The 24,543-nt window shown below is 47.9% G+C and carries 22 protein-coding genes and 1 pseudogene; 4 read left to right on the top strand and 19 right to left on the bottom strand.

Going from position 1 to position 24,543, the window contains the following annotated elements; all coding sequences use genetic code 11:
• Positions 1 to 71: 71 nt before the first annotated feature.
• Positions 72 to 3,872 carry a discoidin domain-containing protein gene (locus tag GON22_RS08160; protein WP_160395613.1) on the bottom strand — a complete coding sequence of 1,267 codons (3,801 nt, stop codon included), beginning with the start codon at positions 3,870 to 3,872 and terminating at the stop codon, positions 72 to 74.
• Between the two features lie 318 nt (positions 3,873 to 4,190).
• The gene (locus GON22_RS08155; protein ID WP_160395612.1) at positions 4,191 to 4,616 is read right to left on the bottom strand and encodes a hypothetical protein; all 426 of its coding nucleotides are present in this window, start codon (positions 4,614 to 4,616) and stop codon (positions 4,191 to 4,193) included.
• A 184-nt stretch (positions 4,617 to 4,800) separates the two neighbouring features.
• Here GON22_RS08155 and GON22_RS08150 point away from each other — a divergent pair, with 184 nt between their 5' ends.
• Both GON22_RS08150 and GON22_RS08145 read left to right on the top strand, forming a co-directional pair.
• Positions 4,801 to 5,064, top strand: coding sequence for a hypothetical protein (locus GON22_RS08150; protein ID WP_160395611.1), 264 nt, complete (start codon positions 4,801 to 4,803; stop codon positions 5,062 to 5,064).
• A 192-nt stretch (positions 5,065 to 5,256) separates the two neighbouring features.
• Positions 5,257 to 5,877 carry an NAD(P)-dependent oxidoreductase gene (locus GON22_RS08145; RefSeq protein ID WP_160395610.1) on the top strand — a complete coding sequence of 207 codons (621 nt, stop codon included), beginning with the start codon at positions 5,257 to 5,259 and terminating at the stop codon, positions 5,875 to 5,877.
• A 45-nt stretch (positions 5,878 to 5,922) separates the two neighbouring features.
• Here GON22_RS08145 and GON22_RS08140 read toward each other — a convergent pair whose 3' ends face one another.
• The 14 genes from GON22_RS08140 to GON22_RS08075 all read right to left on the bottom strand — a co-directional run bounded on the left by GON22_RS08140 (position 5,923) and on the right by GON22_RS08075 (position 19,887).
• Complete coding sequence (locus GON22_RS08140) at positions 5,923 to 6,951, bottom strand: BtrH N-terminal domain-containing protein (protein ID WP_160395609.1); 1,029 nt, start codon at positions 6,949 to 6,951, stop codon at positions 5,923 to 5,925.
• Between the two features lie 12 nt (positions 6,952 to 6,963).
• Positions 6,964 to 7,221 carry an acyl carrier protein gene (locus tag GON22_RS08135; RefSeq protein ID WP_160395608.1) on the bottom strand — a complete coding sequence of 86 codons (258 nt, stop codon included), beginning with the start codon at positions 7,219 to 7,221 and terminating at the stop codon, positions 6,964 to 6,966.
• 23 nt (positions 7,222 to 7,244) lie between these two features.
• Positions 7,245 to 8,603 (bottom strand): peptide ligase PGM1-related protein, encoded by a 1,359-nt coding sequence (locus GON22_RS08130; protein ID WP_160395607.1) that lies wholly within the window; start codon positions 8,601 to 8,603, stop codon positions 7,245 to 7,247.
• Entirely contained in the window at positions 8,600 to 9,880 is a 1,281-nt protein-coding gene (gene lysA / locus GON22_RS08125) for a diaminopimelate decarboxylase (protein WP_160395606.1), read from the bottom strand. Before lysA ends, GON22_RS08130 begins: the two co-directional genes overlap by 4 nt.
• Before the next feature lie 17 nt (positions 9,881 to 9,897).
• Positions 9,898 to 10,734: an ABC transporter permease gene (locus tag GON22_RS08120; RefSeq protein ID WP_202113146.1), complete on the bottom strand. Its 837-nt coding sequence runs from the start codon at positions 10,732 to 10,734 to the stop codon at positions 9,898 to 9,900.
• Positions 10,715 to 11,515, bottom strand: a complete 801-nt coding sequence (locus GON22_RS08115) for an ABC transporter permease (RefSeq protein ID WP_202113145.1) — start codon at positions 11,513 to 11,515, stop codon at positions 10,715 to 10,717. The genes GON22_RS08120 and GON22_RS08115 overlap by 20 nt, the downstream gene beginning before the upstream one ends.
• Entirely contained in the window at positions 11,493 to 12,494 is a 1,002-nt protein-coding gene (locus tag GON22_RS08110; protein ID WP_160395604.1) for an ABC transporter ATP-binding protein, read from the bottom strand. The genes GON22_RS08115 and GON22_RS08110 overlap by 23 nt, the downstream gene beginning before the upstream one ends.
• A 31-nt stretch (positions 12,495 to 12,525) precedes the next feature.
• Positions 12,526 to 13,533, bottom strand: coding sequence for a Gfo/Idh/MocA family protein (locus tag GON22_RS08105; RefSeq protein WP_160395603.1), 1,008 nt, complete (start codon positions 13,531 to 13,533; stop codon positions 12,526 to 12,528).
• A gap of 3 nt (positions 13,534 to 13,536) precedes the next feature.
• Complete coding sequence (locus tag GON22_RS08100) at positions 13,537 to 14,712, bottom strand: radical SAM/SPASM domain-containing protein (protein WP_160395602.1); 1,176 nt, start codon at positions 14,710 to 14,712, stop codon at positions 13,537 to 13,539.
• 6 nt (positions 14,713 to 14,718) lie between these two features.
• On the bottom strand, positions 14,719 to 15,834 hold the full coding sequence (locus tag GON22_RS08095) for a UDP-glucuronosyltransferase (RefSeq protein ID WP_237179069.1): 1,116 nt from the start codon (positions 15,832 to 15,834) through the stop codon (positions 14,719 to 14,721).
• A 27-nt stretch (positions 15,835 to 15,861) separates the two neighbouring features.
• Positions 15,862 to 17,196 (bottom strand): hypothetical protein, encoded by a 1,335-nt coding sequence (locus GON22_RS08090; protein WP_160395601.1) that lies wholly within the window; start codon positions 17,194 to 17,196, stop codon positions 15,862 to 15,864.
• Positions 17,193 to 17,459, bottom strand: a complete 267-nt coding sequence (locus GON22_RS08085) for an acyl carrier protein (RefSeq protein ID WP_336604280.1) — start codon at positions 17,457 to 17,459, stop codon at positions 17,193 to 17,195. The genes GON22_RS08090 and GON22_RS08085 overlap by 4 nt, the downstream gene beginning before the upstream one ends.
• A gap of 30 nt (positions 17,460 to 17,489) precedes the next feature.
• Complete coding sequence (locus GON22_RS08080; RefSeq protein WP_160395600.1) at positions 17,490 to 19,175, bottom strand: hypothetical protein; 1,686 nt, start codon at positions 19,173 to 19,175, stop codon at positions 17,490 to 17,492.
• A 259-nt stretch (positions 19,176 to 19,434) separates the two neighbouring features.
• The gene (locus tag GON22_RS08075; protein WP_160395599.1) at positions 19,435 to 19,887 is read right to left on the bottom strand and encodes a hypothetical protein; all 453 of its coding nucleotides are present in this window, start codon (positions 19,885 to 19,887) and stop codon (positions 19,435 to 19,437) included.
• Positions 19,888 to 20,476: 589 nt separating this feature from the next.
• Between GON22_RS08075 and GON22_RS08070 the strand changes: the two genes are divergently transcribed.
• Positions 20,477 to 22,039 (top strand): glutamate synthase-related protein, encoded by a 1,563-nt coding sequence (locus tag GON22_RS08070; RefSeq protein ID WP_442954365.1) that lies wholly within the window; start codon positions 20,477 to 20,479, stop codon positions 22,037 to 22,039.
• A gap of 78 nt (positions 22,040 to 22,117) precedes the next feature.
• Entirely contained in the window at positions 22,118 to 22,510 is a 393-nt protein-coding gene (locus GON22_RS08065) for a LysM peptidoglycan-binding domain-containing protein (RefSeq protein ID WP_160395598.1), read from the top strand.
• Between the two features lie 109 nt (positions 22,511 to 22,619).
• Here the strand turns inward: GON22_RS08065 and GON22_RS08060 are convergent.
• From GON22_RS08060 to GON22_RS08050, 3 genes and pseudogenes are all read right to left on the bottom strand, one after another.
• A pseudogene (locus GON22_RS08060) lies at positions 22,620 to 23,126 on the bottom strand (zinc-binding dehydrogenase); the annotation flags it as partial.
• Positions 23,127 to 23,300: 174 nt separating this feature from the next.
• Positions 23,301 to 24,023, bottom strand: a complete 723-nt coding sequence (locus tag GON22_RS08055; RefSeq protein WP_160395597.1) for an MOSC domain-containing protein — start codon at positions 24,021 to 24,023, stop codon at positions 23,301 to 23,303.
• Positions 24,024 to 24,114: 91 nt separating this feature from the next.
• Positions 24,115 to 24,498, bottom strand: a complete 384-nt coding sequence (locus tag GON22_RS08050; protein ID WP_160395596.1) for a VOC family protein — start codon at positions 24,496 to 24,498, stop codon at positions 24,115 to 24,117.
• Between the last annotated feature and the right edge of the window lie 45 nt (positions 24,499 to 24,543).

The raw sequence follows: 24,543 nt of genomic DNA, 5'->3' as shown, positions 1-24,543 counted from the left end.
TTTAATGAAAATGCTCGATAGAAAAAGAAGGAGTTCCGAGGAACCCCTTCCTATTCATGCTTAAGGCAAGCTTAGTTAATCGTCAGATTGAATCCAGGCTGGATGAAATTTCCTCCTGGATAAGCGATATTGCTCGTCGTCAGGTTGTTAAACGTTGCAGAACCATTGCCTGTGTAGGTGTAAATTGCTGCACCTTTATGCGGTCCGGCAAACCGTGAAGTCGTAACGCCATCAAGACCTGTGCCATTAATGTTAATGTTGTTAAATATGATGTTCTCAAATCCGCCGCCGTATCCGAATTGAACCGCATCACGCTGCGTATTGATGATATCGATGTTGCTGAACGTTACGTTCTTGATCGCATCGTTAGATGCTTCCAGATCGATCGCACCGCGTTCGCCGTCGTACAAATCCCGGCTCGTGCCGCTGTTAATGATCGTCGTATCCGAGAACGTAATGCCCGTGTTGTTTTGGAAGTGGTAGCCAGGGAATACCGTATTCATCCGGATGCCGGAGCCGCCAACCGTATCAACGATAAGGTTGTGGTCCGCTTTGTGGCCGCCGCCGCCGAAGAATGCGATACCGCCTGCACGCCAGTTGTTTTCGATTGTGTTGTACGAGAACGTGTTGTTCACGCCAGCTGGAGCAGCATTATAGTTACTCGTCCAAACCGCAAGGCCGTCGTCACCATTGTTGCGGATGCTGCTGTTGCGGACAATCGAATTGCTCGTGCCTTGCGAGTAGTTGATGCCGTCAGCAAGGTTGTTGCGAATCCGGCTGTTCTCAACAACAAGGCCTGTTGCATAGATCGCTGGCGTATGCGCGTAGTCGCCTACCCACATGCCGCACTCGAAGTGCTCGACCCATACGTCATGGATTTTGGAGTTGGTGCCGAAGTTGTCCATGAAACCTTTGTAAATCGCATTCTGGTTATAACGCGAACGCAAGTTAGAGTTCATGTAGACGTTGCTGAAATCAAGCTGGCCAGAAATACGAAGCGAAATGCCGCCGCCTGCTGCATTCGGATTCGTAAACTGAATGTTCGTGTGCCAGAGACCGGCACCTGTGATCGTGAGGTTATTGATCATATTGTTGGCCGAACCAATTTCCCACATGCTGCTCAGATGGAATGTGCCTGCAGGAATGTAAATGGACTTGCCAGCTGCAACAGCTGCCGTTACCGTCGCTTTGAAAGCAGCGAGGTCATCTTGGCCGTCGTTCGCTACTGCGCCGTAATCCGTTACGGAAAGTGAGTTAGCTGGTTTGGCAACAGCGGTTGGAACCGGCTCGATTTCGAGGAAGTCAACGCCGTATTCCAGGCTATCACCATTGCCTTTTTGAATTTTGATCGTGTCGCCTGGTTGAAGTGGCGTGTCTAGCTTCCAGTGCACTTCGTCAAAGCGGAACAGCGGACGGCCAGCGCTAGGCGCGTCACCAGGGCTGTCACCGGAGAAGTACTGCCAGCTGTAGTAGGACGTGAGCGATACTGTTTTCACTTTAACGCCATTGACATAAACGTCAAGCGAGCCGTTCAAGCCCATGCCGTCAGACGAATCTGGCATTGTGAAACGCATCGTAACGCCAGCTCCACCTTGTCCTTGACGGACAGTCCATTGTGCAGAGGAACCGTTCGAAGGAAGTGCGATATAGCTTTGGCCGGATGCTTCGGAAGCGATTTGCGTTTGGTTAAACGTTGGAGCAGTTTGCAGTGTTGCACTGCCGCCACGTGTAGCATCTTCCGTATCATAACGGCTGTAAGGCATGCTTGCGCCACGTTGTGCATATACAACGAGGTTCGATGTGCTTGCGTTGTTCGCTTGTTTGTTTACCAGCTCATTAGCATCGACAGCAACGGTCGTCGTTACCGTGTAGCTGCCATTCACAGCCGTCCACGTGCCTGGAATCGTTACGTTAACGGATGCGCCTGCTGCAATTGCGCCACTGTAGGAGCCGCTGAACGTCTGAAGCGTAGCTCCTGCACCATTTTTCACAACAACCGTAATGCCATGAGCACCGCCTGCAGATGAAATCGTGCCTTGGTTTTTGAGATTCACTGTGAAGCCAACAGCGTTGCCAGCAACTGGCGTGCTTGGCGTCCACGACGCCGTGCCGACCAAGTCAGAGCTTGCAACAGGTGCGACTACGAGCGAAGCCGCATTCGTGTAGCTGTTGTTTGCATCATTTTGCTCGATGATCGCGTTGCTCTCATCCACTTTTGCGCTAACGGAATAAGTCGCAGCTGTTTTCGTGCCAGCATTGAACGAAACCGTTGAGGATGCGCCTGCAGCAAGTGCGCCAACTGGCGAGGAGCCTACGAGTTCACTGTTCAAGTAGAAGTTAACCGTCGTTGCAGGAGCATCTGCATTTCCGTTGTTTTTAACCGTTGCATTCAGCACAACAGCATCCGTCTCTACTGGCGATGAAGGCGTCCATGACATGCCTGTAATCGTCAGGTCTGGATTCGCTGCTGGCGTTCCAAATACTTGGAACTCAGCGATTTGTCCAGCGCCGGAACCTGAGTTAGCTGTAATGCTCAGTTGCAAGCGCTTAACTGTTGCCGTAACCGGAATTGTCACGGAGTTGCCCGTTGCAGGGTTGAACGTGTACGACTGCGAAGATACGAGATTGCTGAATGTAGTCGTGCTTTGGTTGTGGCCAAGCACTTGGATCGTTTGCGTACGCGTGCTCCATGCCGAAGAAGGATTTAGCTTCAGCACGATAGCCGTTACGTTCTGGTTCGAACCAAGGTCAAGCGTCAATGTGCTCGTTGCCGAGCCGCCTTCCCAGTACGTGTTCGTATCATTATCGTTCGCGTTGCCAGCTACGAATGCTTGCGTATTCGAAGATGCGCTGAGCGATTTGCCGATTGCGATATTGGTGCCCGTTGGATCTGGGTTCGGATTTGGGTTCGGATCTGGATCCGGGTTCGGATTAGCCGTCGTCGCTTCAACCAAGATTTGGTCGAGGTTCACATTGCCGGAATCCGTCGTGTCGTATTTGTAAGCGATTGTATTGTTGCCTGCATTAAGCGCGACAACTTCCGCTTGTGTGCCCCAAGTATCCCAGTTTGCTAGGTTCGCCAGTGTCGTCGTTTTCACTTTCGTGCCATTGACGATTACGCTAAGCGTTTTGCTGCCGCCCGAAGCGTTAGCATACTTCAATGTCGATTTGTAGTTGCCTGCTGTGGCAACGTTAACCGTGTAGGTCGTCGTTGCGCCTTGCGTCCAGTAGCCGTCTACGAAGCCAATGCCCGCATAGCCAGTGTGGTCTGTGTTTACTTTCGCTCCGCCAGACAGCGCAGCTGATTCAGCTTGATACGAACCAGCAGGTACTGGATCTGGATTTGTCGTTCCGCCACCTGTGCCATAAATTTCGAATTCAGAGAACTGCGCTGCCGGCCAAGCCGTATTTGCCGTTACGTTCAAACGAACATAGCGCGTGTTCGCCGCTGCGAAGTTAATCGTTACTGTATTGTTCGAAACCGCAGGATTAAATACATAACCGGCAGAGCCGACGATGTTCGTGAAGTTGGAGCCGTCCGTACTGCCTTGTACAGCCAGCGTTTGCGTACGCGTTTCCCAGCCTGCAGGCAGCTTCAGCACGACTTGGTCGATGCTCGCCGCCGCGCCCAGATCAACTTGAACCCATTGCGGGAATGCAAAGTTTGAGCTTTCCCAGTACGATGATTGATTGCCGTCTTTTACATTATTAGGGCCATACGATTGCGATTGGCCGCTCGCCGTTACATTTTTGCCTAGTGCTAGGTTCGTTCCTCCAGCTGCATGTACCGACTTATTCGGGCCTACTGCCAGGAAGAAGCTCGAAAAAAGCATCGTTACGGCAAGCGTCCATGTGACATACTTGTTGCGCATTATAAACCTCCTCAAATTGTGTGCTTGTGCATGCGAACATATGCGGCGATACGAAAACTCTAAGTTGCAGGAAGCAGCTACAAGCCGTTAACGACTAACTTTAAAGCGCTTTCAGTAAAGACTGTTCGATCTTGCAACTTGATTGGCCTGTGATGTATGCCCTCCTCTCCTTGTGGTACATCCATATTATAGAGATAGATTGTTTGTTGCTATAGAAGCAATGTTACGGAAAATGTATGCAATTCTAAGATAAACAGTTATGGGTGGAAAATAAAAAAGAAGCCACGTTAATCGCGGCTTCAGAAATAATTCAGGTAACTATTTCACTTTTTCGATTTTAAACTTAAAGGTCCATTTAGCAGAATTGCCAGAGTAACGCCCTCGATTCTCTACAACCGTAACGTTTAAGGACTTATTAGTTGCTTTCGTTATGGATGAAACTTTAACTGAACTTTTCGCCACTCCGTCATCGGGGTACTTGTCCTGTTCTTGCGCCTCTGCTCGAAGTGAAATCGAATCAGTTGAATTCAAGCTAAGCGTAACGCTATCACCTTCCTGAATTTCCTTCCCATTGACGTAACCTCCCCACCACCATTCATTCCCGACGTGGTTATTGCTGACCAAGTCAGCGGAGACAAAAGTAACCTTTATTTTCGTCTTTGTGCTAGCAGCTAAAGTGTGGTTCGTCGTAGTTGCCAGTAAAGCAATCAAACAAAGCCCGAGTGTAAAAAATTTTTTAATCATTCTAAAACCACCTTCGCTTTTCCAATGTATTCTATAATATTACCACTTCTTAACAGCACTGAATATCATCATAAGTAAAAATAACGGGCCAAAATTATTACATTCCGTTCACACTTTTCGCCATATGAATTAATAAACGGTTGATATACTAACTGCAATTCCAACAAATTAAGGAGCTACATTGATGCCATCCACACCAGCAATTGTCTATGCCAGCCGAATTAGCGATAGCGAAACGATGACGAATAAACTCATCTATCAAATCCGCAGCAACCAGCTTTCGAATACCGATCTAGATAAGCTGCAATCACGTTGCACGAATGAATTAGCAGACCTTCGCCAAGAATTAGACGAAATGCTAAGAGAGCTTCGCCAAATTGCAGCACAGATGAACCAATCCGAGATACAACAAACGAACGAACAATCTCCTCTGCTAAAAGCTGCATAACTCCTTCTCTCCCCCCAATGCTGCTCCCACCTTTACATTCCTTTCAATCCGTATAAAACGGCGTACCGGTCTCCATTCAATGCAGGCGGGGCGCTGTTTTTCATTTCTTCCAATCGCCATTCATAGTGGACAAGCCCATGCTGGCCATGTAACGTATGTACCAACTAATGTTTCTCAGGAAGGAATAGACACATGCGAATATTGATTTTGGGAGCGACTGGCCGTGTAGGGCAGCAATGGATAACACAAGCGTTGGCCGATGGCCATGAGGTGAAAGCCCTCGTACGCGATCCAAGCAAAATAACGACGGAACACAGCAATTTGGCGTTATTGCGCGGCGATGCCACAGACTCATCGGACCTAACGCAAGCAACACAGGGCATCGATGCCGTATTAAGTGCCCTGAGTACGGATGGAGGCTCTGCGTTAACCGAATGCGCCCCCCTCCTCATTGAAGCAATGAATCAGCATCACATTCAACGTATCCTCTCGATCGGAACCGCAGGTATCTTGAATAGCCGCACTGAGCCTGGCCTTCTTCGTTACCAATCGAATGAGTCACGCCGTACGCTGACTAGAGCTGCCGAGGAACATCACCGGTTTTATGAGCTGATGGACCAATCCGGCTTGGATTGGACGATCGTCTGCCCAACCTATCTTCCGGATGGTGAACGAACCGGCCACTATCGTGTGCTTCGCGATTTCCTTCCTGTCGACGGCGTTCAAATTTCGGTTCAAGACACAGCCGATTTTGCGTATCAACAGCTTTTTAGCGACGAATATATTCGTTCACGAGCAGGGATTGCTTATTAGCAATAAAAAGGCGATGCAGATTTTAGCCTGCATCGCCTTTTTGAATTACTGCCGTACTGGCACGATCATATCATCAACAAACGCTTCTAACAGCGATTGCTGCCGATCAAGCAGATGGCGGGTTTGGTTCAATAGCGCTGGCCAACCGGACCGATTGCTGCGCAACCCGAATTTATAGATGTTGAGCAAATGCTTCTTCCAATCCAAGTGTTCTGCTTCGAACCGAGTCATCCACGCACTAGCACCTGACTGGAAAGAGGTTGGGAACTCCTCCACAAGCGCCATAAAATACGTCCACTGATGCATGACACCGCCGATGCGCAAACAATAATAGGCTTCTTTACAGACGTCCGTAAATTGCTCTGCATCTAGCTCAGCAGCTTTCTCTAGCGCTTCGACAAAAGCATAATAGGCTTGCAGCCCATGCACCGAAGCTCCATCCCTGCTAGGCTGCGTTGCTAGAAACCGGCCAATTCGCTCCCGCAGCAAGCTCATAAACTCATGTTCTTCGCCTTCGCAATCAGGCTTAACGCCAGGCATGAAACCGACGCCATAAAGCCCCTGCATCACATCATGAAGTGAGGCAGGCCCTTGGTACGTATGAGCCTCTCCTGAATATTCAAGCAAGAACGAATCGATGATATCCATGCGATCATTCGATTCATCCAAACCATATAACAGCACAACATGCGGTCGGCTCGGATTGTCGCGATAAATCGCATGATAGGTGAGAAACCCGCTATAGGCAAACAGCAGAACCGGCCTTCTTGCCATCAATTCTTCCTTTATGTCCTCGATAAACTGCGCTCTATCCGCCCATGCACCCGAGTCGAAACTATACTGCAAGCGTACAGGCCCATCCGTATTCATATGCCGAAGCATCTCATCGCCTGCGCGCCCGATCCAGAACGGGCGCGCAATTGGATCATATTCCACATTCATGCCATCACTTCGAAAATAGATTTCAGCTTCCGAGAGATTAACGCCATAACTGGCTGCCAGCATCGTGCGCATGCTTGCGAATAAGCAATGCAAGCCTGGCTGCACCATCATCTGTGGAATAACGATAGACATAAATTCCCTCCCTTATTCGGAAATATATTTTGTGATAAGCTCCCTGAGCTTGGCAATCGTATTGACATTCTCGATCATCAAATCATCTTCCGGCACGATAATGTCGTACCGCTCTTCAACTGCGACAATAAGCTCTACCGCAGTAATGGAGCTCAAATTATAATTGCGAAGATCCGTATCCTCATTCAGCTCATCTAACGGCATGTCTTCTGTTTGCAACACACTGGACACGATTTCCACCAAATCTTCTAGTTTTACACCTACTGCCATAACGTCCACTCCCCCATTCATGTTCATCGTGATACGGCCATTCGATCCGTCAGCTTATTAATGGATTGCTCAAGCAGTGCAGATAATCGCTCTACTTCTGTCCAATCATCCGCTGCAATCAATGCAAAGACCCTGCCCATGTAACGTTCATCTCCACTAATTGATACATTCGGCAGCGTTCCTGACGTATAGAGGATGACGCCCTGCCCGCTTTCTGGCTGATAGAGCAATTGCTCCGATTCCAGTTGCTTGCACAAATCTGCATAAAACACAGGCTCGTTCGTTAACACGCGAAAATATCGCGAGAACATCTTTTTATTGCCAAGCACATGCGGGATAAATGACAAATAAGTCGAAAGCGTAAACCGACCGTTCACTTCGATGATCGGGATGATGACGCCATCTTTACTAATCATCGAGTCAATCCCAGCGACGCCATGATAACCAAGCTTGTGCAAATAACGGCCGATGGCTTCACCATAAGCCTGGAAGCTCTCGATTACTTCTGAATCGAGCACTGCAGGCATCTGTGAACCGATATACACCGTGCCATTGAGAACTTGGCGTTTAATGGAGAACACATCGACAGTCCCGTCTGTCTGCACGAACAGCTGGACATTAACATCTGCCGATTTATCTACCCATTGCTCTAGCATCCACGGATGCTTCGGCCGCCGTGCAGCCAAACGTGACAACCGTGCGAACAATGCATTGCATTGCTCATCGCTCTCAATAATATAGAGCCCTTTCCCAGATGCTGCATAAGGCTCCTTAAGAATCATTTTGCCGCTGGCGCCCTTCAGGCTTGGATAGTTTTTCTTCAATTCCTCTAATGAATCGCTTACGATGCCAGCGCTAACAGGGAACTGCAATTCTTCAGCCATCTGCCGATTCAAAATTTTATCATTTACAATGGCAGCGGTTTCAGAAGATGGGCCAATTAAACTTAAACCGCAAATTTGCGCAATTTCTTCTTCGAGCATTGTAACGGCGTATGGCATAAAATAAACCTGGCCTATTTCCTGCACCTTTTCCTTAAGCTGTTGCAGCAAACCTTCATCCTTCAAGACCAGCTCCGATATCGGCGTTTGGTAATCAGGCGCAGCAACCGTCAAGATCGCCGGAATATCAAACCCTAAACGCCGCAGCTCGGCTAGAAATGCGGGATCAGGCTGCTCACGAAGAATTAGCACGTCCTGGGGACGGCACAACAGCAGGTTCATTTCCTCGATGCGATTGACGATCCGATCCTCTTCCCGGTCAGGGATACCGCGTGATTGCGGATGCCAATACTGCTCTGCCCCGATGTTGCATAGCCATACAATCGTTCCTTCATTGCGGGCCTGGGTCAGCAAACGCAGCATGGAAAATGCTTCACTCATAACGTCACTCCTTCAGCTAACGGATGCTGCCCACGCAGGCAATCGCTGAACTGGCCGCGTTCCCGCAGCACATAATGCCGCTCATGGTCGATAAGTACCTCGGCTGGAACCGGATGGCTTAAGAACATCGTCGGGCTGTGCGTTAAACCATACGCGCCAGACTTCTCGACGACGATAAGATCACCGGCGGATGCAAGCGGCAAATTTACTTTATTCCCGATTACGTCCGTTGATGTACATAATGGCCCTGTCACCGTTACCTCTTGTTCGCCCACGCCTTCGCCAATGACACGCATCGGGAAATTGCTCCGAATGTAGCGCCCTAGGAATGCCGAAGACGCATGCTGATGGGATCCGCCATCGCCAATGACGTAATGGCTGCCTTTGCTTTCCTTGGTATATAGCACCTTGGAAACAAAAACGCCGGATTCCGCCATCAGAAACCGACCGCTCTCGACCGCAAGCCGCGTATTCGCGAGATTGCTCCCCCATTCTTGCCATACCTGCGCAATGCCTTGCTGTAATGCGGATAGATCGAGCGCGGTTTCTTTGGGGAAGTAAGGAACCCCGAAGCCGCCGCCGATGTCGAGAAATCGAAGCTCCAAGCCGTATCGATCAGCTAACTCGACAGCTGTTCGAATGGACTGGCCAAAATGGCGCACGATGGCTTCCGCCTGTAAAATCTGAGTGCCCAGGTAGATATGGAAGCCGATCAAACGGATATTCGCCATACGAAGCGCCGTTTCGATTGCTTCCGGCAAGAACGATGGGTCCATGCCAAACTGGGATGGAACGCCCGACATCTTGATGCTTGCTGCATGCTGCTGCGGCTCATCCGGATTAATCCGAATGGCGATGTCTACCGTTTTTCCGTGCTGTGCAGCGATCTGATCGACTAACGCGATTTCATTCATATTCTCGATATTAATACAGTAAATACCTGATCGAATGGCTAGCCGCAACTCCTCTTCCGTCTTGCCAGGGCTCGTGAATACGATATTGCTAGGATCATACCCTGCATGCAGGGCTGCAGTTAGCTCGCCGCCAGAAGCGACTTCAACTCGGCAGCCCTGCCGGAGGAGCAGCTGCGCAATGCCGACGAGCGGATTGCATTTGAATGAATAAAATAGCTCTGCTTGCTCGGGAAAACAGCTGCGCAGCTCAGTCACCTTCTGCTCGACGACAGCCGCATCATAGAGATATAAAGGGGTTCCGAATCGTTCCACCGCTTGCTCGATGCTGGCATCGCTAAGCGCTGTATGTTTGCTCGTAGTCATGCTTTCCCTCCCACGCTTTAACTGCTTGCACTCGTATAATTGCGAACTGCAAATTTCCAGATCAGCCTCGTCACGCCAAGGAATACGAATGGAGCCAGAAGCCCCCAAACGAGTTCGACCGTGCTCACCTGTTTTAGAACGACAAGCGGCGAGAGATTCGTAATCAGGAAAATCGGAATAACGAACATGCCTGCGCGTTGGATGTATTTGTTATAAATCGCCATCGGCATTTGGTTAAAATCGAACATGGCATTAGACAGGTCATTTACGCCTCCGGTCTTCACCGTCCAGAACGAAATGAGCTGTGGAATAAGGAAAATCGCATAGGTTAATAACACGCCGAGCAAGATGAAGCCGACGAAAGCAATGAGGGACCAAGCCGTCACTGGAATATTCGACCGTTGCCAGCCGAAGATAACCATCAGAATGCCGCCAATCAGGTTCGGAATGGAGTAACCGACGTCAATTGAACGCATCGTCGACATAAATTGAAGTGAGATCGGCCTAGTCATCATCACGTCGAGCGAGCCAGTACGGACATGCTCGGGCAGATGAATGAAATTGGTATAGAAGAACGTAGAATACAAGCCCGCCATAATCGTATATACACCTGTAAACAGCATGATTTGATCTGGCGATACGCCATTAATATCGACGCCGATCCGGTAGATGACATAAACATACGAGAGCTTAATGCATAAGAAACCGAGTTCGACCAATATGCCAAATAAGAAATTGGCACGATATTCGAGCATCGACATGACGCTGTTCTTCACGAACAGCCAATAAATTAATCCGTATCTTCGGCATTCCTTCATTACGGTTTGCACGCTGCTAGCCCCCCACCGATTCATACTTTTTCATGCCTCTTGCCCACAGCAAGGAGGATATGCCAGTTAAACCGACGATCCAGACCACTTGTATGAGAAGGCCGAAGAGCATCTCGCTAGAAGATAGCTTGCCGAGCAGCACACTGACAGGAAAGAACACGATATATTTGAATGGCAGCACGTTAAGGATCGCCTGCGCGGTTTCACCGAACATATCGAGCGGAAAAATGCCGCCGCTCGCGATGTTAGCAACGAGCCCGAACGTTAAGAATACACCCCAAACCTCTACCATCCAGAACGAAATCATGCTCAAATTGTAGGAAATGAGAAAATTTACAGCGACTGCGAGCAGCAACGACAGCACGCACACGAGTATACGCGAGATGTCCCAAGGAATCGCATTACGGACAAAAACAGCCGCAACGGCCGTAATAATTGCAATAATGGTCATATGCAAGCTTTTTTCCCCAAGGAAGCTGCACAGCCGAAATACGAAATAACGGATCGGCTGGACGACGAACTTGCTCAGCTGGCCGTTCTTCACATCATTAGCAATGTCGTATTCGAAGCCTGTAGAGACAAGCTTCGCGAACAACGGTGCTAACACAGCATAGGCAATTACCTGCGCTTCCGAGTAACCGAATACGCTCGAATCTTCATTGCTATGGAAAATCGCTTTCCATAGGAAGATTTGGATAAGAATTGGGAAGACAGCGCTTAACAAGCCCAGCAGAAAATTCGTGCGATACTCCAATGCGTTTTGGAGCCCCATCGTAAATGTTTTAGTGTACTTTTTCCAGCTCATGGACACGATTCTCCTTCTGATAGAGCAGAGCGATGCCTTCTTCAATCGAGATATCCTCAATAGTGAGATCTAGCACCGGAAGCTGCTGCAACACAGCTTGCGCGCATTCCTTTAACTCTGTCTTCTCTACTTCCAAAACAGCTTCAAGCCCATTGTTCTCACGAACATAACCGAATCGATTCAATTGCAAATCCGATACCGGCTGCTCTAGCTTCAGTTTGATCAGCTTTTTCTGGCCGAGGACGTTGTTCACCTGAGCAAGATCACCATCATACGCAACTTTGCCGCCATTAATAATAATGCTCCGCTTGCAAAGATCCTCGATGTCGTTCATGTAGTGGCTAGTCAGCATGATCGTTGTTTTGCTTTGTTGGTTGTAAAATTTGAGGAATTCTCGGATTTTGCGTTGGGAAAGAATATCCAGCCCGATCGTCGGTTCATCGAGGAACATAACTTCTGGCTGATGCAGCAGTGCCGCAATTAGCTCAAGCTTCATGCGTTCACCAAGCGAAAGCCGCCGCACCTGTACGTTTAGCAGCTCTTTCACATCTAGCAGCTCCGTTAGTTCATCGACCGTTCGTTGAAATTTCTTTTCCTCTACCTCATAAATAAATTTATTGAGATGAAGCGACTCACTTGCAGGCAGATCCCACCATAGCTGGCTTTTCTGGCCCATGACGATGGCAAACTTCTTCTTAAATTCCTTCTTGCGTTCCCATGGAACGAACCCATGCACGGTAATTTGGCCTTCGGTTGGGAACAGAATGCCTGTGAGCATCTTAAGCGTCGTCGTCTTCCCCGCACCGTTCGGCCCTAAGAAACCGACCATCTCCCCCTTTCCGATCTCGAAGGAAACGTCGGACACCGCATGCTTATGAAGTGTCTCCCGATTGAACAAGTTACGAAGGGAGCTTTTAAGGCCGACCTCTTTTTTGTAGTATTCAAATGTTTTGGATAAATTACGAACGACAATAGACAACGCACCGTCATCCTTTCCTAATTCGAATGCCTTACACCAGCTGCTGTGCAGATTGGTAAATAGATTCTTGCAATACAATGCGCTCGATTGACGAATCTAGCGATACGTTCGGCATGATTCCATCGATGACATCACTAAAGAAATTCAACTGATTGATATAATAGCTCTGCGGATCAAATGACACTTTGCTCGTTTCATTCGTCCGAAGGTCAGTTACTTTGAATGAAACCTTCAAGCTGCCTAAGTTCGCCCGGAAAAAATCGTCCATCTGAACGATGGCATGCTCAAAATGGAGCGTATGCGCTGCCTTATAGGCCTGCTCGAATGAGGTCGTCAAACTTGCTTTTGCTCCGCCAGCTAACTTCAGCTCTGCCTCAAACGTCCAATCGGCACCGTTGGGCCCATTAAACAAAGAATGTCCCTGGAAGGATTCGTTGTCTAGCCCGACAACCGCTTGCAGAAACTGCAGCCAATAACAGCCCAGATCATAGAACGAGCCACCCCCACGTTCAGGGAAGCTCCGATAGTTAGACTGAAACGATTCCTTGGGAATAAAGCTGATTGCTGACGAGATAGACTGCAAGGCTCCGTACTCACGACTATCGATCAAGTTTTTCACCGCTTGCTGCCAAGGATGATGCTGAACCATAAGCCCTTCCAGCACATGTACGCGCCCTTGCGCACGCTCATATGCGGCTTTAATTCGAACTGCCTCCTTGCCATTCAGGCAAAGAGGCTTCTCGACTAATACATGCTTGCCAGCCTCGATCGAACGGATAATCCATTCCGCATGTAAATCGTTGCATAGCAAAATATAAATGAAATCGATATCAGGGCTTGCCAGTAATGCTTCATAGCTATCGTAAACGACCGGTATGCCATATTGCTCCGCGTAACTTTCTGCTTTACTTCTCGTTCTGCTGGAAATGCCGTGAATTTGCAAATGCCCAATGCTTTTAAGTGGCTCAATAAGGACGCGCGGCAAAATTGCCGCACATCCGATGACTCCGATGTTTTTAACCGTACGCTCCTGCACCATGCGTTAAATCCCGTGCAGGTACAGCACGCTGCACTTCGAGCAGGCTGGCGTTAAGCCTTCGACGTTAATAATTTCGCGGACACGTTCGTATGCTTCGGAATCCCAAATTTGCTGCAGGCCTTGCTCTTTCAAGTTGCCGACAGTAAATTCCGAGAAAAACTTACAAGCTGTTACGTCACCCGTTGGCATAATATCTGTCCGTGTCGACAACGCCATGCAAGTCGTTGCGCAACGGCTCGTCATCGATCCACCGCGAACGAATTGCTCGATTTCGTCGTAATCCAGGCCCGGTTGATAACGAATCCGAATGCTCCACGTACGTTCATTGATTTTCTCCAACGATTGAACCAGTGCATCGACATGTTCTGCTTCCATGCGGTATTTGAACGCGTGCCACGAATTTACTTGATTCTCATGCAGCTTTTTCAGCCAGCTAAACTTCTCCATGAAGTAGCCGTCCATTTCCTTGGATGTTTCGGAAGAAATGTACCAAGGGAAGCACATAATAACGAGATCCAGCTTCAACGATTCAAAGTATTCCAGCAGCTCGTAGAGCTTCGGAATCATCGCTTCATTAATAACGGAGTGCACAGAGATGCGGCCTTTGTAGATGCCTTGGTCCCGCAGCTCAACTAAACGCTCGATTTGGCGCATCGTTTTGGCGAAGGTGCCTTTGCCGCGAATGAAATCATGCTCGGACTCGAGGCCTTCTACTGCAATCAACAGCTCCAGTCCTGGAGAGATCTCAATAATGCCGTCAATATACTTATCGAGGAGCAGGCCGTTACTGCAGATCGTCATTTCCCGTGGATCTTCGGCAAGCATCTTGAGAATTTGGTCAAACTGTTTGTGGAACATCGGCTCGCCGCCCCACAAGTATAAGCGTGACTTCACTTCCGACGTTTCTTCCATAATTTTGCGGAATACATCGAGGTCGATATCCTTGTTCTGCTCTTCCTTATCCATCGCATGATGGTAGCCATCCTCATTCCATTGGAAGCAATGGATGCAGCGCAGGTTACAGCGGTTCGTCAATTTGATGCCGACGGATTCTGGCACCGGCGTACGATATTTCGGATTCTTTACCCGCTCGCGATAAGGAACGGCCATGTTTCTCATCGTGCGCTTCATAACCTGAAACGCTTTTTCATCGATTACTACACTGCTTTTCGGCTGCATATCGGTTCACCTCGTTAATTTATGGTCGAACAATGCATCTACATAATTGGGAATAGCAGTACGCTGTGAAGCTAACGCTTCATGGAGCGGCTGCAACAACTCGAGCGAAAAGCCACCTTGCTTCCATGTGTCATAAGAGATGCCAAAGCCAAGTTTGATCCACAAATCAGCATTTTTCTGTTCATGCGGACCAAAAGGATCGAGGAAAATAATCGGTGTTGCCGAAGCTAACGAATCGATTAACGTCGAACCGCCTGGTTTGCTAATAATCCCTTTTGCCTGCTTCATGTTGTCATACAAATGATGATGGGTTGCTTGATTGTCCGTAGTGAATACAGGAGCTTCTCCTGCACGGATTTCACCAATTCTCGGGAATGTGTGCTTGCCTGTAACCGGGTCCTTCTTCCAAGCTTCCCATGTCGGATCAACCATCCAATAGCGGTGATTCGTATTGGACAAATCGAAGTCGGACTCATGGTAGATCGAAAGGTCAAGCGCGTACTCACGCTCCAGCTCCTCCACCTTGGCCAAATAAGTTCCCATTCCCCAGCCTCCGCCATGCACCGTGAATCGGTATGGGCGGCTGTCATAAGGAACCACGGGCTCGTTCGTGACGTCTAATCGGTATAAAGCCCGTCCTTCTGCAGCATCGAACAAATATTGCTCGCGATAACGCTTTTGGTAGTCAGGAACATATTTCTTAACGCCCTTCCATGAAGGCGACAGCTCCGAATCCACATACAGCAGCGTCACATTCAAAGATTCAATGCCGATCCGTTCGCTGTACATGTCCAGAATATAGATCCAATGGCCGGACAGTGCGATGAACTCACTACGCCCTTCTTGCTCCCACGTATCCAATAGCCCATTCACAGCTTCAAAATCGATGCTGTCCCGAATGTCGATCGGCATTTTTTGTGCGATACGGGCAAGCGCAAAGTTTTTGTGATAATCAAAGCGGCTGTCAGCAATCTTTTCCTTCTTCTCGCCAACGATGTAATTTTCGAACACAACGACTTCAGCTTGCTGCTGCCTTGCATTAAGCTGATGCTCCAGCAGCAATGCCGGAATGTAAAACCCAAGCCCAAAGCCGGAGCTTAATATCGTTTTCTTCCCCATCATTGTTCACCCCGTTAACGCTGCATTGAATTAGTTCATGACCTGAAGCGAGAATGAAGATAACAAACCGCTTAGCTTCTGATGCAGCTCTTGCCGAACTTCCCCATGCCGGCCAGCCATGGACACATACAGCCGCCCTTTATAAGGCTTGTCCGCTTTCCGGTTAATCGTCAGCGTATTCGCAGTCAGTGGAATGATGCCCGCATCCTTGCCCGGCCGATACAGCAGGTCCGATTGCTCCATCGCGGCCAGTACATCTTCGAACTGCAATTCCGCATTCGCTGTCGTCACTGAATAGTAACGAAGATTGCCTTGAAGGCCAGCCGGCGTTAAGAACCGGTCTACTTGATTTTTAATTAAGCTCATCGATTTTCTTGCATTAATTTCAATAAGTGGAATAAGTTCACCGTTGCGCAGCTGCATCGAATCGACACAGACATGGCCATAGTAACCATCCTTGTACAACCCTTTGGCGATTCGCTCCATCAGGTCGAAGTAGCCACGGCTCTCCAGCATCTGCAAAAACGCTGGCTCAGGCGTGTACGACTCCTGGTATGCGAATTCGTCGTTGGCAAGGCGCTGTACCGAGATCAATTGGTAAGCTCCATCTTCAGTGACCATGAACTGGCAAGAGAAGTCACAAGCCTTATCGAGGTAAAGCTCTACGACAAATTGCGCCAACTTCCCTTTGTTCTCCTGCATGGCTGTATAAGAAACGACCCGTTCTAAAATCGAAGCCGATTCCACAAGCAAATTGCCTTGGCCGGAAACGCCATAATTGTCCTTGATCAAAAACGACCCTTGACGAAGCAACGTTTCACCTAAAACTTGCAGCTCGCTTGAATGGTTGACGATAAAGCTGTCGTTCCTTAAACCAAGCTGCTCCTTCATTTCCGTCGAGTACGTTTTCGTATTGACGCGGCGAATGATGTCCATATCAGGCATCCGGCAGCCAAATCCATGGCGCTCACTCGCCTCTTTTGTGTACGGGATTGCGGCAAAAGGATCGAGCTCCGGCTTCTCGCCAGCAAGCGTAGCGAATGCCGACTGGTCTGCTTCTGAAATCAGCTGCAGCATGCTTTTTCCTGTTTCTTTGCTCTCTCCGTCGAGGTCGAATTCATTGTTATAAAACTTGAATCCGATATCGCCCAAATACTGTTTATGCGACGGATTCATCGCTTTGCGTGTAATGAGCGCCTCCGTTGGGTTACAGAACGCGAATAGCAGCTCATCCATCATCGACACAATTCTCAAATTCTCGCGATCTACAAGGCCAGGCAATTTCGCGAGTTCTTGCCCCCGCCAGTACTGTTCAGCATCGAATGTACCGCAGTGAATTTTAGTAATTCCGCTAGCTAAGCTCATCGTTGGCTTTGCTTGCTCAGTTCAGGGTTTAGCTGACGAATATATTCGCAGAACGTGTCGATTGTGCCGAGATTGTCCATGTCGAATTCATCGAAATTAATCTCGCAATCAAACGCGTCCTCTACTTGCAATATGAAATGCACGATTTGCAGCGACTCCATGCCCGATTCATGCAAAATGCTGGAGCTGCCGGTCAGCGTGTCTAATAGAGCCGGCTCATTCTTAATCTCGCTAATCATCTGAATCATTTTCTCTTTCATCATGATCACTCCCCAAAATTGGTTTCCAGTTCCCTATCTTGATGGTTTGAACTGGTCTACGTTCGTCGCTCGAAGCTTGCCGTTAAACTGGATCACCTCCTTATTAAGATGTGGATGAATGCCGCTGGAGTAGCTTGGTAAGGTAAGTTTTCGGGTATACATATATTTGTTAAAATTCACGAAGTTGTGGGAAGCCAAGATGAGCACTTTCTTCTGAGGATTCATGGGGTTAGGTTGTATATATTGCACACAGCTATCTTCAATTGAAGTGAGGTCGATGGTTAAGTGTGTGCGAATCATTGACAGGAAGCTATGGCCGTCAGTCGAGCTCGCGATTACGATGAGATTGCATTGCTCGATGTCTGCCGCGGTTAGTTGCCCAGCAGGAATGATCGGATAGTGGACATAAATATTCGGATCCCAACTGTTTGTTTTCGGACGGGCATATAGGTTTGCAACACGATGAATGACCGCCTCTTCTTCTAACGAGCCGAACCGATCCGGAATAACAACCTTGATTCGGTCCAAATAAATGTCCAAAATGCCCAGCCCAATGCTCGTATATGCTTTAGGCGCTTTAGCTACACTCGGCTCGATTTGCTGCCATAAAGAGGTGACCGTCGACTTCTGGAACCGCCATCGTGCTGCTCCTTTAGGCAACTGGACTGTCTCCTGTCCATCGATGATAATAGCTACGCACGTAGCATGCAGCGCTCTGGGCAACGTCACTTCAAACGATTCAAGGTGAACGGTCTCTATCTGAATGACCGAATCACTACAAATCTCTGCCTTCAAGACGCCAAAGAGTTGCTCGTGATCATATGCAATATCGTCGATCCAGTAGCATTGACAATGTCGTGCGTTGTCTGTGCGATAATAGATTCGTGTGGGATACGCTATTCTTCGATGCTGCAGCAGCCACCGAATGCCGTACGCCAGATGATGATAATAATAGGTGTCCCAGTGATTAGCTTGCGGATCCAAAATTCCTTTATACTGATAGTTGCCTATAGCGTTGGCGGGGTTAATAAAAGAAGCATTAATAGCGTAGTCGAGTTCACCGCATACGTTTAAAACCGCGACATTCATGAGATTACGCAGCTTGTCTGGAAAAGCGGAGCCCGCATAAGCTGCAATTCCCGCGAACCGATCTGGATAAGCTTGAGCTAATGCCCATGCGGCGAATGCACCGTTGGAGTAGCCAGATAAGTAGATCCGGTCTTCATCAATCGAATATCTCTGTTGTATGACTTCCAGCCCTTCAAGAAATGCGGCTTCTCCAACATAACTGCCCATCGTCACGCCTCGGCAGGAATAGGTAACGAGAATAGCCTCCTCTTGCATTTGGCCAAGAAAAAGACCGCGGACATCAGGAAGATCAAGATCGTACCGGCATACTGGAAGTAAAACAATGAGTGGATATTGCTTGCTAGCCGAATACGATGCAGGCAACAAGACCGAATACCGTTCTATGCTGTCGTCCAATCGGGATTGATAGTATCCATCTCCCAATCGACGTTCGACTATGGCATCCTCATATCGCTTTCCTTGCTTGATCAAACGGCAAGCGTGCTCAAACTGCTGCCATAGCTCCTTAACGAGCCGCAATTTTTTGACTAATACCTTTGCTGGCTCAAGTGCGTGCACAGCCCGTATACGGTTCAGCAGCTCAGATAGCTGAATGTTATCGATTTCATTTTGGAAACCATTTATAGTCAACCAATCGTATTGGGCTTCTAGCATCGTAATGATGTTATCGATTGGGTGTGCTAGAACAAGATGAGTGATTTGACGTGCTTGTCCATTGCAATCTGTATAAGTGAACTTAAAATGCAGCAGGCAAAATGTTTCATTTCTTATGGGCTCAATAGCATATTCTATCCGTTGGCCTATAAATGCTGTGAACTGGCCGACGGTATGCCCCTCATCATTACTAACGGTAACCGAAACAGGCGTGCCATTTGGGAGATTTACTCGATCAGCTCCAAGGATATATAGCATACTTATCCTGGCCAACCACATAAGCGTTTTCGCTGACGATATGTGCACGTTGATCAACCCAATTGGCGAAATAGTCATCCATCAAATCAGTTGCATTCGCTAGGTCGAAGGCATAATCGCTTATACGCAACGAGTAATTAATCCGAAGCTCGAAATATTCAATTATCAATGAATGCTCGCCAGGCTCTAAGTGAAACCGAAACGGGCCTGATTTGTTAAAAAGCAGTTCCCCGTTCACCCAAATCTTTCCTATAATATCAAAAGTGCGGACACAAACAATTTTCGCCTCGGCTGTCTTGAACGTAGCGCACACGAATAACCGTTCATTCTTATTTAATGTAAAATCAGATAAGTCTAATTCCATCGTTTCATCATTGACTCGATCAATAAACCGGCACTCGGCAGCCTGTCCATCCGCGAGCTCAATCAACGACTCTTCTTCACATCGAATACAATTATGTTTAAATATGAGACTTAAATCAGCGTTTAAATAATCATTATCGATCGGATTTTGTATCGGTCCTACAGCATAAGCAGATTGAATTCGAACAGTCTCCTGTCCCAATAGCATAGCCGAATTTTCCGATAAAACAATTATACAAACTCCCTCCTTCTGTACTCATGATGTGTGAATCATATGCCAAGCTGTCTCGTTATTTTATGTGTGACAGGCTATTGCCTGAACCGTCCATTCCCTCCTAGCAGGTCTATGTTGTATCTTGTTGCGTCTCTGATTACCAACTGATTAATAAAATACCAATTAAAGTAGCTTTCTACAATTGCTCAAATCAACGATTGTTGTAAGAAATCAACGATTTACATAGTCATAACTTACCATTTTTTCTGATTCGACAAAAGTTGCTAATGTTCGCCAAGCCTTAAACCAGCTCCTACGAGGGGGATAGTTTTGGCTAATGTAAATGCTTCGAGCAGGAAATCATTTGTAAAGTGTGAGATAATAGTATGGATCGCCTATTTTACATCTACTGTCGCAGGAGGGTATGTTCTTGTCTATTGAAATGGTAATCGTTATTGTGATGATCGTTGTGCTTCTGTTGCCGCTGATTGCTTTCTTTGGTTATATGTTCGCCTTATCCAAGCAGCCGAAGCACTCGATTATCCGTTCCCATCCGTTCCTTGGATGGCTGCGCTATTTGCTTGAAAAGCTTGGTCCCGAGTTCCGCCAATATTGGTTCGATAATGATACAGGAGGCCGGCCTTTCTCGCGCAACGATTTTATCGGTCTTGTGTATGCGGCCAAATACCGCACTGACCTGATCTCATTTGGCGGCAAACGGGATTATGAAAAACCAGGCTATTACTTATCAAATGCGATGTTTCCGAAGCTCACAGGCGAGCTTCGGGTCGATAATAACGAGCTTGTTGCTGGAAAGAAATATATTATTACGAGCGAAGGGCTCATTACTCGCAAAGAAAAAATGATCGATGAGAAAATTAAAAAATGGCTGTTGCACGATGATGATGCCATTGTTGTTGGGGAGAACCGCAAGTATCCGTGGCGGCTTAAAGGCATGTTCGGCGCATCTGCGACTTCGTATGGCGCAGTAGGCGAGAATTATATCCAGTCCACAGGTAACGGGGCATTTATGGCTGGGGGTTCCTGGATCAACACTGGCGAAGGCGGCGTTGCGGACGTCCATCTCGCTTCCGGCGCTGACGTCGTCTCGCAGATTGGCCCAGGCATGTATGGCTTCCGCGATAGCGAAGGCCGTTTCTCGATTGAAGAGTTCAAACTAAAAGCGGCAATCGACAACATTAAAGCATTCGAGCTGAAATTTCACCAAGGCGCAAAAATCCGTGGCGGCCATTTGGAAGGCTCCAAAGTTAACGAGAAAATTGCTGCAGCGCGTAAAGTGCCCGTCGGCAAGTCCGTAAATTCGCCTAACCGGTTTGAAGCTCTATCTACGCCGGAAGAAGCGCTCACATTCATTAGCTCCTTACAGGAAGCAGGCGGCAAACCAGTCGGCATCAAAATTGTTGTCGGCGATCCCAAGCGGCTGGAGCCCCTGTTTGAAGCGATGATTCGAATGAATATCTATCCTGACTTCATTACGGTTGACGGCTCAGAAGGCGGATCGGGCGCTACCTATAAAGCAATGGCTGACAGCATGGGTTTGCCGCTGTATGCAGCGCTGCTTATTCTGGACGATGCGGCAAGGCGGTTCGGCATCCGTAACCGGTTCCGTATATTTGCTTCAGGCAAGCTGGTCACGCCTGACAAAGTGGCCATTGCGCTTGCGCTTGGCGCGGATTGTGTAAATTCGGCCCGCGGCTTTATGATGGCTAATGGTTGCATTATGGCTTTCCAGTGCCACACAGGCAAATGCCCGACTGGCATTACGACAACCGACGCCAAGTATCAGGAAGCGTTGGCGCCAGAGGAGAAGCAATGGCGTGTCATGAACTACATTTTACAGCTTCGGGAAGGGCTTTTCTCCCTCTCGGCAGCCTGTGGGCTCGAAAGCCCGCGTGACCTGAAACGGGAGCATGTCATACTGGCTAATGAGAGTGGACAGACATTCCGTATAGCCGACCTGTTTCCTTACCCCGATGCCAATTAAAGTTTAGTTGTAACACGGCCATGCCTTAAGCGATATGTTGTATAGTCAGTTGACTATATCGATCGTGGAGGTTATATAATGGATCGTGGATTTTTCCCTGGATCTGGCGGATTTGGCGGAGGTTTCGGCAGGCCGTTCTTTCGCCCGTTCGCCCATCCGTTTTTCCCTGGACGGTTTTTGTTCCCGTTTTTTGCTTTCTCGCCATTCTTCTTTCCTGTGTTTAGGGACGGCCAGTCCGACGATATGATTTTTGCCCAGCATCAAGTAAAATCAGGTGATACGTTAGCCTCAATCGGGCACCAATATAACATGCCTCAACCGATTCTAGAAGAAGCAAACATGCATTTGTCGAATCCAAAACAGTTGCGAGCTGGCGAAACGGTTTATGTGCCTCGCCTATCGAATATGATGTGCCATAAGACATACGCGGAGTCGACAACACCTGTGAATCAAGGGCAACCGATGAAATAAGAAATGAATAGGCAAAAAAGCGCTTGGCCTCCTGATCGATGCTTAGCGCTTTTTGTTTTATATCTATTTATTTGGCATTCTGGTGGGCACCATTACAAGCCCGATTTGATTAAGGCTTCAATATCACTTTTACGCATTCATCAAGCTTTTGATTGAAAATGTCATATCCGTACGCAGCTTCAGATAAAGGAAGCCGATGGGTAATAATAGCGGCAGGATTGACCTTCCCTTTTCTTATAAGCTCATAGATGTGGGACATATACGCTCTTGCGGGAGCCTGTCCCATCTTGATCGTAATGTTGCGAGCAAAGAAGAGCTGACTTTTTTCCATCCATGCCTACGCAGTCGATGACAACGTCCGCTCCGCCTTTCGTAATCTCCTTTAACGTTTCCCCCATATCATCGAATTGCGTAAAATCAAACGTTTCACAGTGATTTAATGTACGGGCGCGAAGCAAGCGGTATTCAAAGTAATCAACGGCGATAACTCGCTCTGCACCTTTTAGCCATGCAAATTGCTGAGTCAGTCTTGAGGAATGACGAACGGCGTGTAATTTCCATATGGGATTCTCAAATATTCAGCTTGTCCACCAGGGTAATTCCCATATTTCTCGGTTTGCCTTGATAAGTTACAGCCTTCATTTCATACGCCCCCGAATTCAAAATCATGATGCACACGCACATATACTCAACCAAATTGTACTTTTATGTGCCATGACATAAGAAATAAAGAAGAACGCATAGCTCAGAATAATCTGGCCAGCGCCCTGCGATTTTATATAAACTTATATTATATAGCATTTGAAACGATAACCTCATCGCCGAGCTTGATCTTGCCAGTCTTCACGACGGAAGCGTACACGCCGAAATGTAAGTTATACTCCTGGTGCACCAGCTTAAGCAGCGACGGGTCTTTCTCCAGCGTGTCCGGGTCCATCGTAATGACGACACAGCGCTCGCAATACTTATCGACATGCAACTGGGCGTCACCGATGGTCAGCTGCTTGCCGATCCAATCGCCCTCATCAATGGCATCATCATTCACCGTCACAACGAAATTGCCCCGGAAACGGCGTTGATCGAGATCTTTTCCCCACTGCGCTTGCAGCTTTCGCATGCTGGAATCGGTAATGAGCAAGATGCTTGCCCCTTCGACCGATAAGAGATGCGGATGCTCGGGATGTGGATCCTTTATGTTAGACATCGTAATTTGTGTTTCGGTTTGGCTTTGAATTTCACGCAACAGCTCTTCATCCCAACCGAAGGTTCGTCCATCCGAAGCTGTCACCTGAATTGCTCCATCGATGTACTGTGCTTTATACGTGAACAAATTAGGGATGTTCCTTACGGTGATATATTTCCACCAATCTTTCTTCGTCTCATCGTAAAAGGTTGCGAAACGGTCCCCAACCATGCCGTACGGTTCGATCTCACATGATTCTAAGCTTTCACCAGCAAAAGATTTAATCGGGTAGCGGTTAATCTCTGTAATTTTGCCAACATTCTGCTGCACCACATTGCCCTCCATTTATGTCTCAATTCAACTATTTCCCTATTGTAACCGATTTCGCGGGCTAATGAAATGAAGGCAAGAAAGCCTCGGCCTATTCTGTTGGCTGTTCCGCTAACGCTAGATTAATCCCAGAAGGCGTTTGAATAATCGCGTAGAAGCCTGTCCCTTCAATGTATGTTTTGGGCATTAAAATCTTGCCGCCCTGCTCCAACGCCTGTGCAAGCATCGCGTCGAATTTAGTAGCATCCACAGAAAAGTTAGGAACGACCGACGCTTTATAGCCCTCCTGTGCGGCTTCCTCCAACTCGTTCGTATTCATAAATCCGATGGACAGACCCGTCTCATCCATCATAGAACTGTAAACATCACTTTCGAATAATACATTGAGCTGCAACACTTGCTGAATGAACTGAAAATCTTTCATGCGTGTCTCATCGTCCTTAAACGAAAAATCGAGAATGGATAGTTGTGTCATTTAAATTCCTCCATTAAATAAGTTTGTAAATCGTTCGCTTCTGTA

Origin of the sequence: Paenibacillus sp. MMS18-CY102, from assembly GCF_009789195.1 — a bacterium.
Taxonomy (GTDB): Bacteria; Bacillota; Bacilli; order Paenibacillales; family Paenibacillaceae; genus Paenibacillus_T.
Note: the sequence above shows the minus strand (reverse complement) of the source record. Positions and strands in the feature narration are given on the sequence as shown.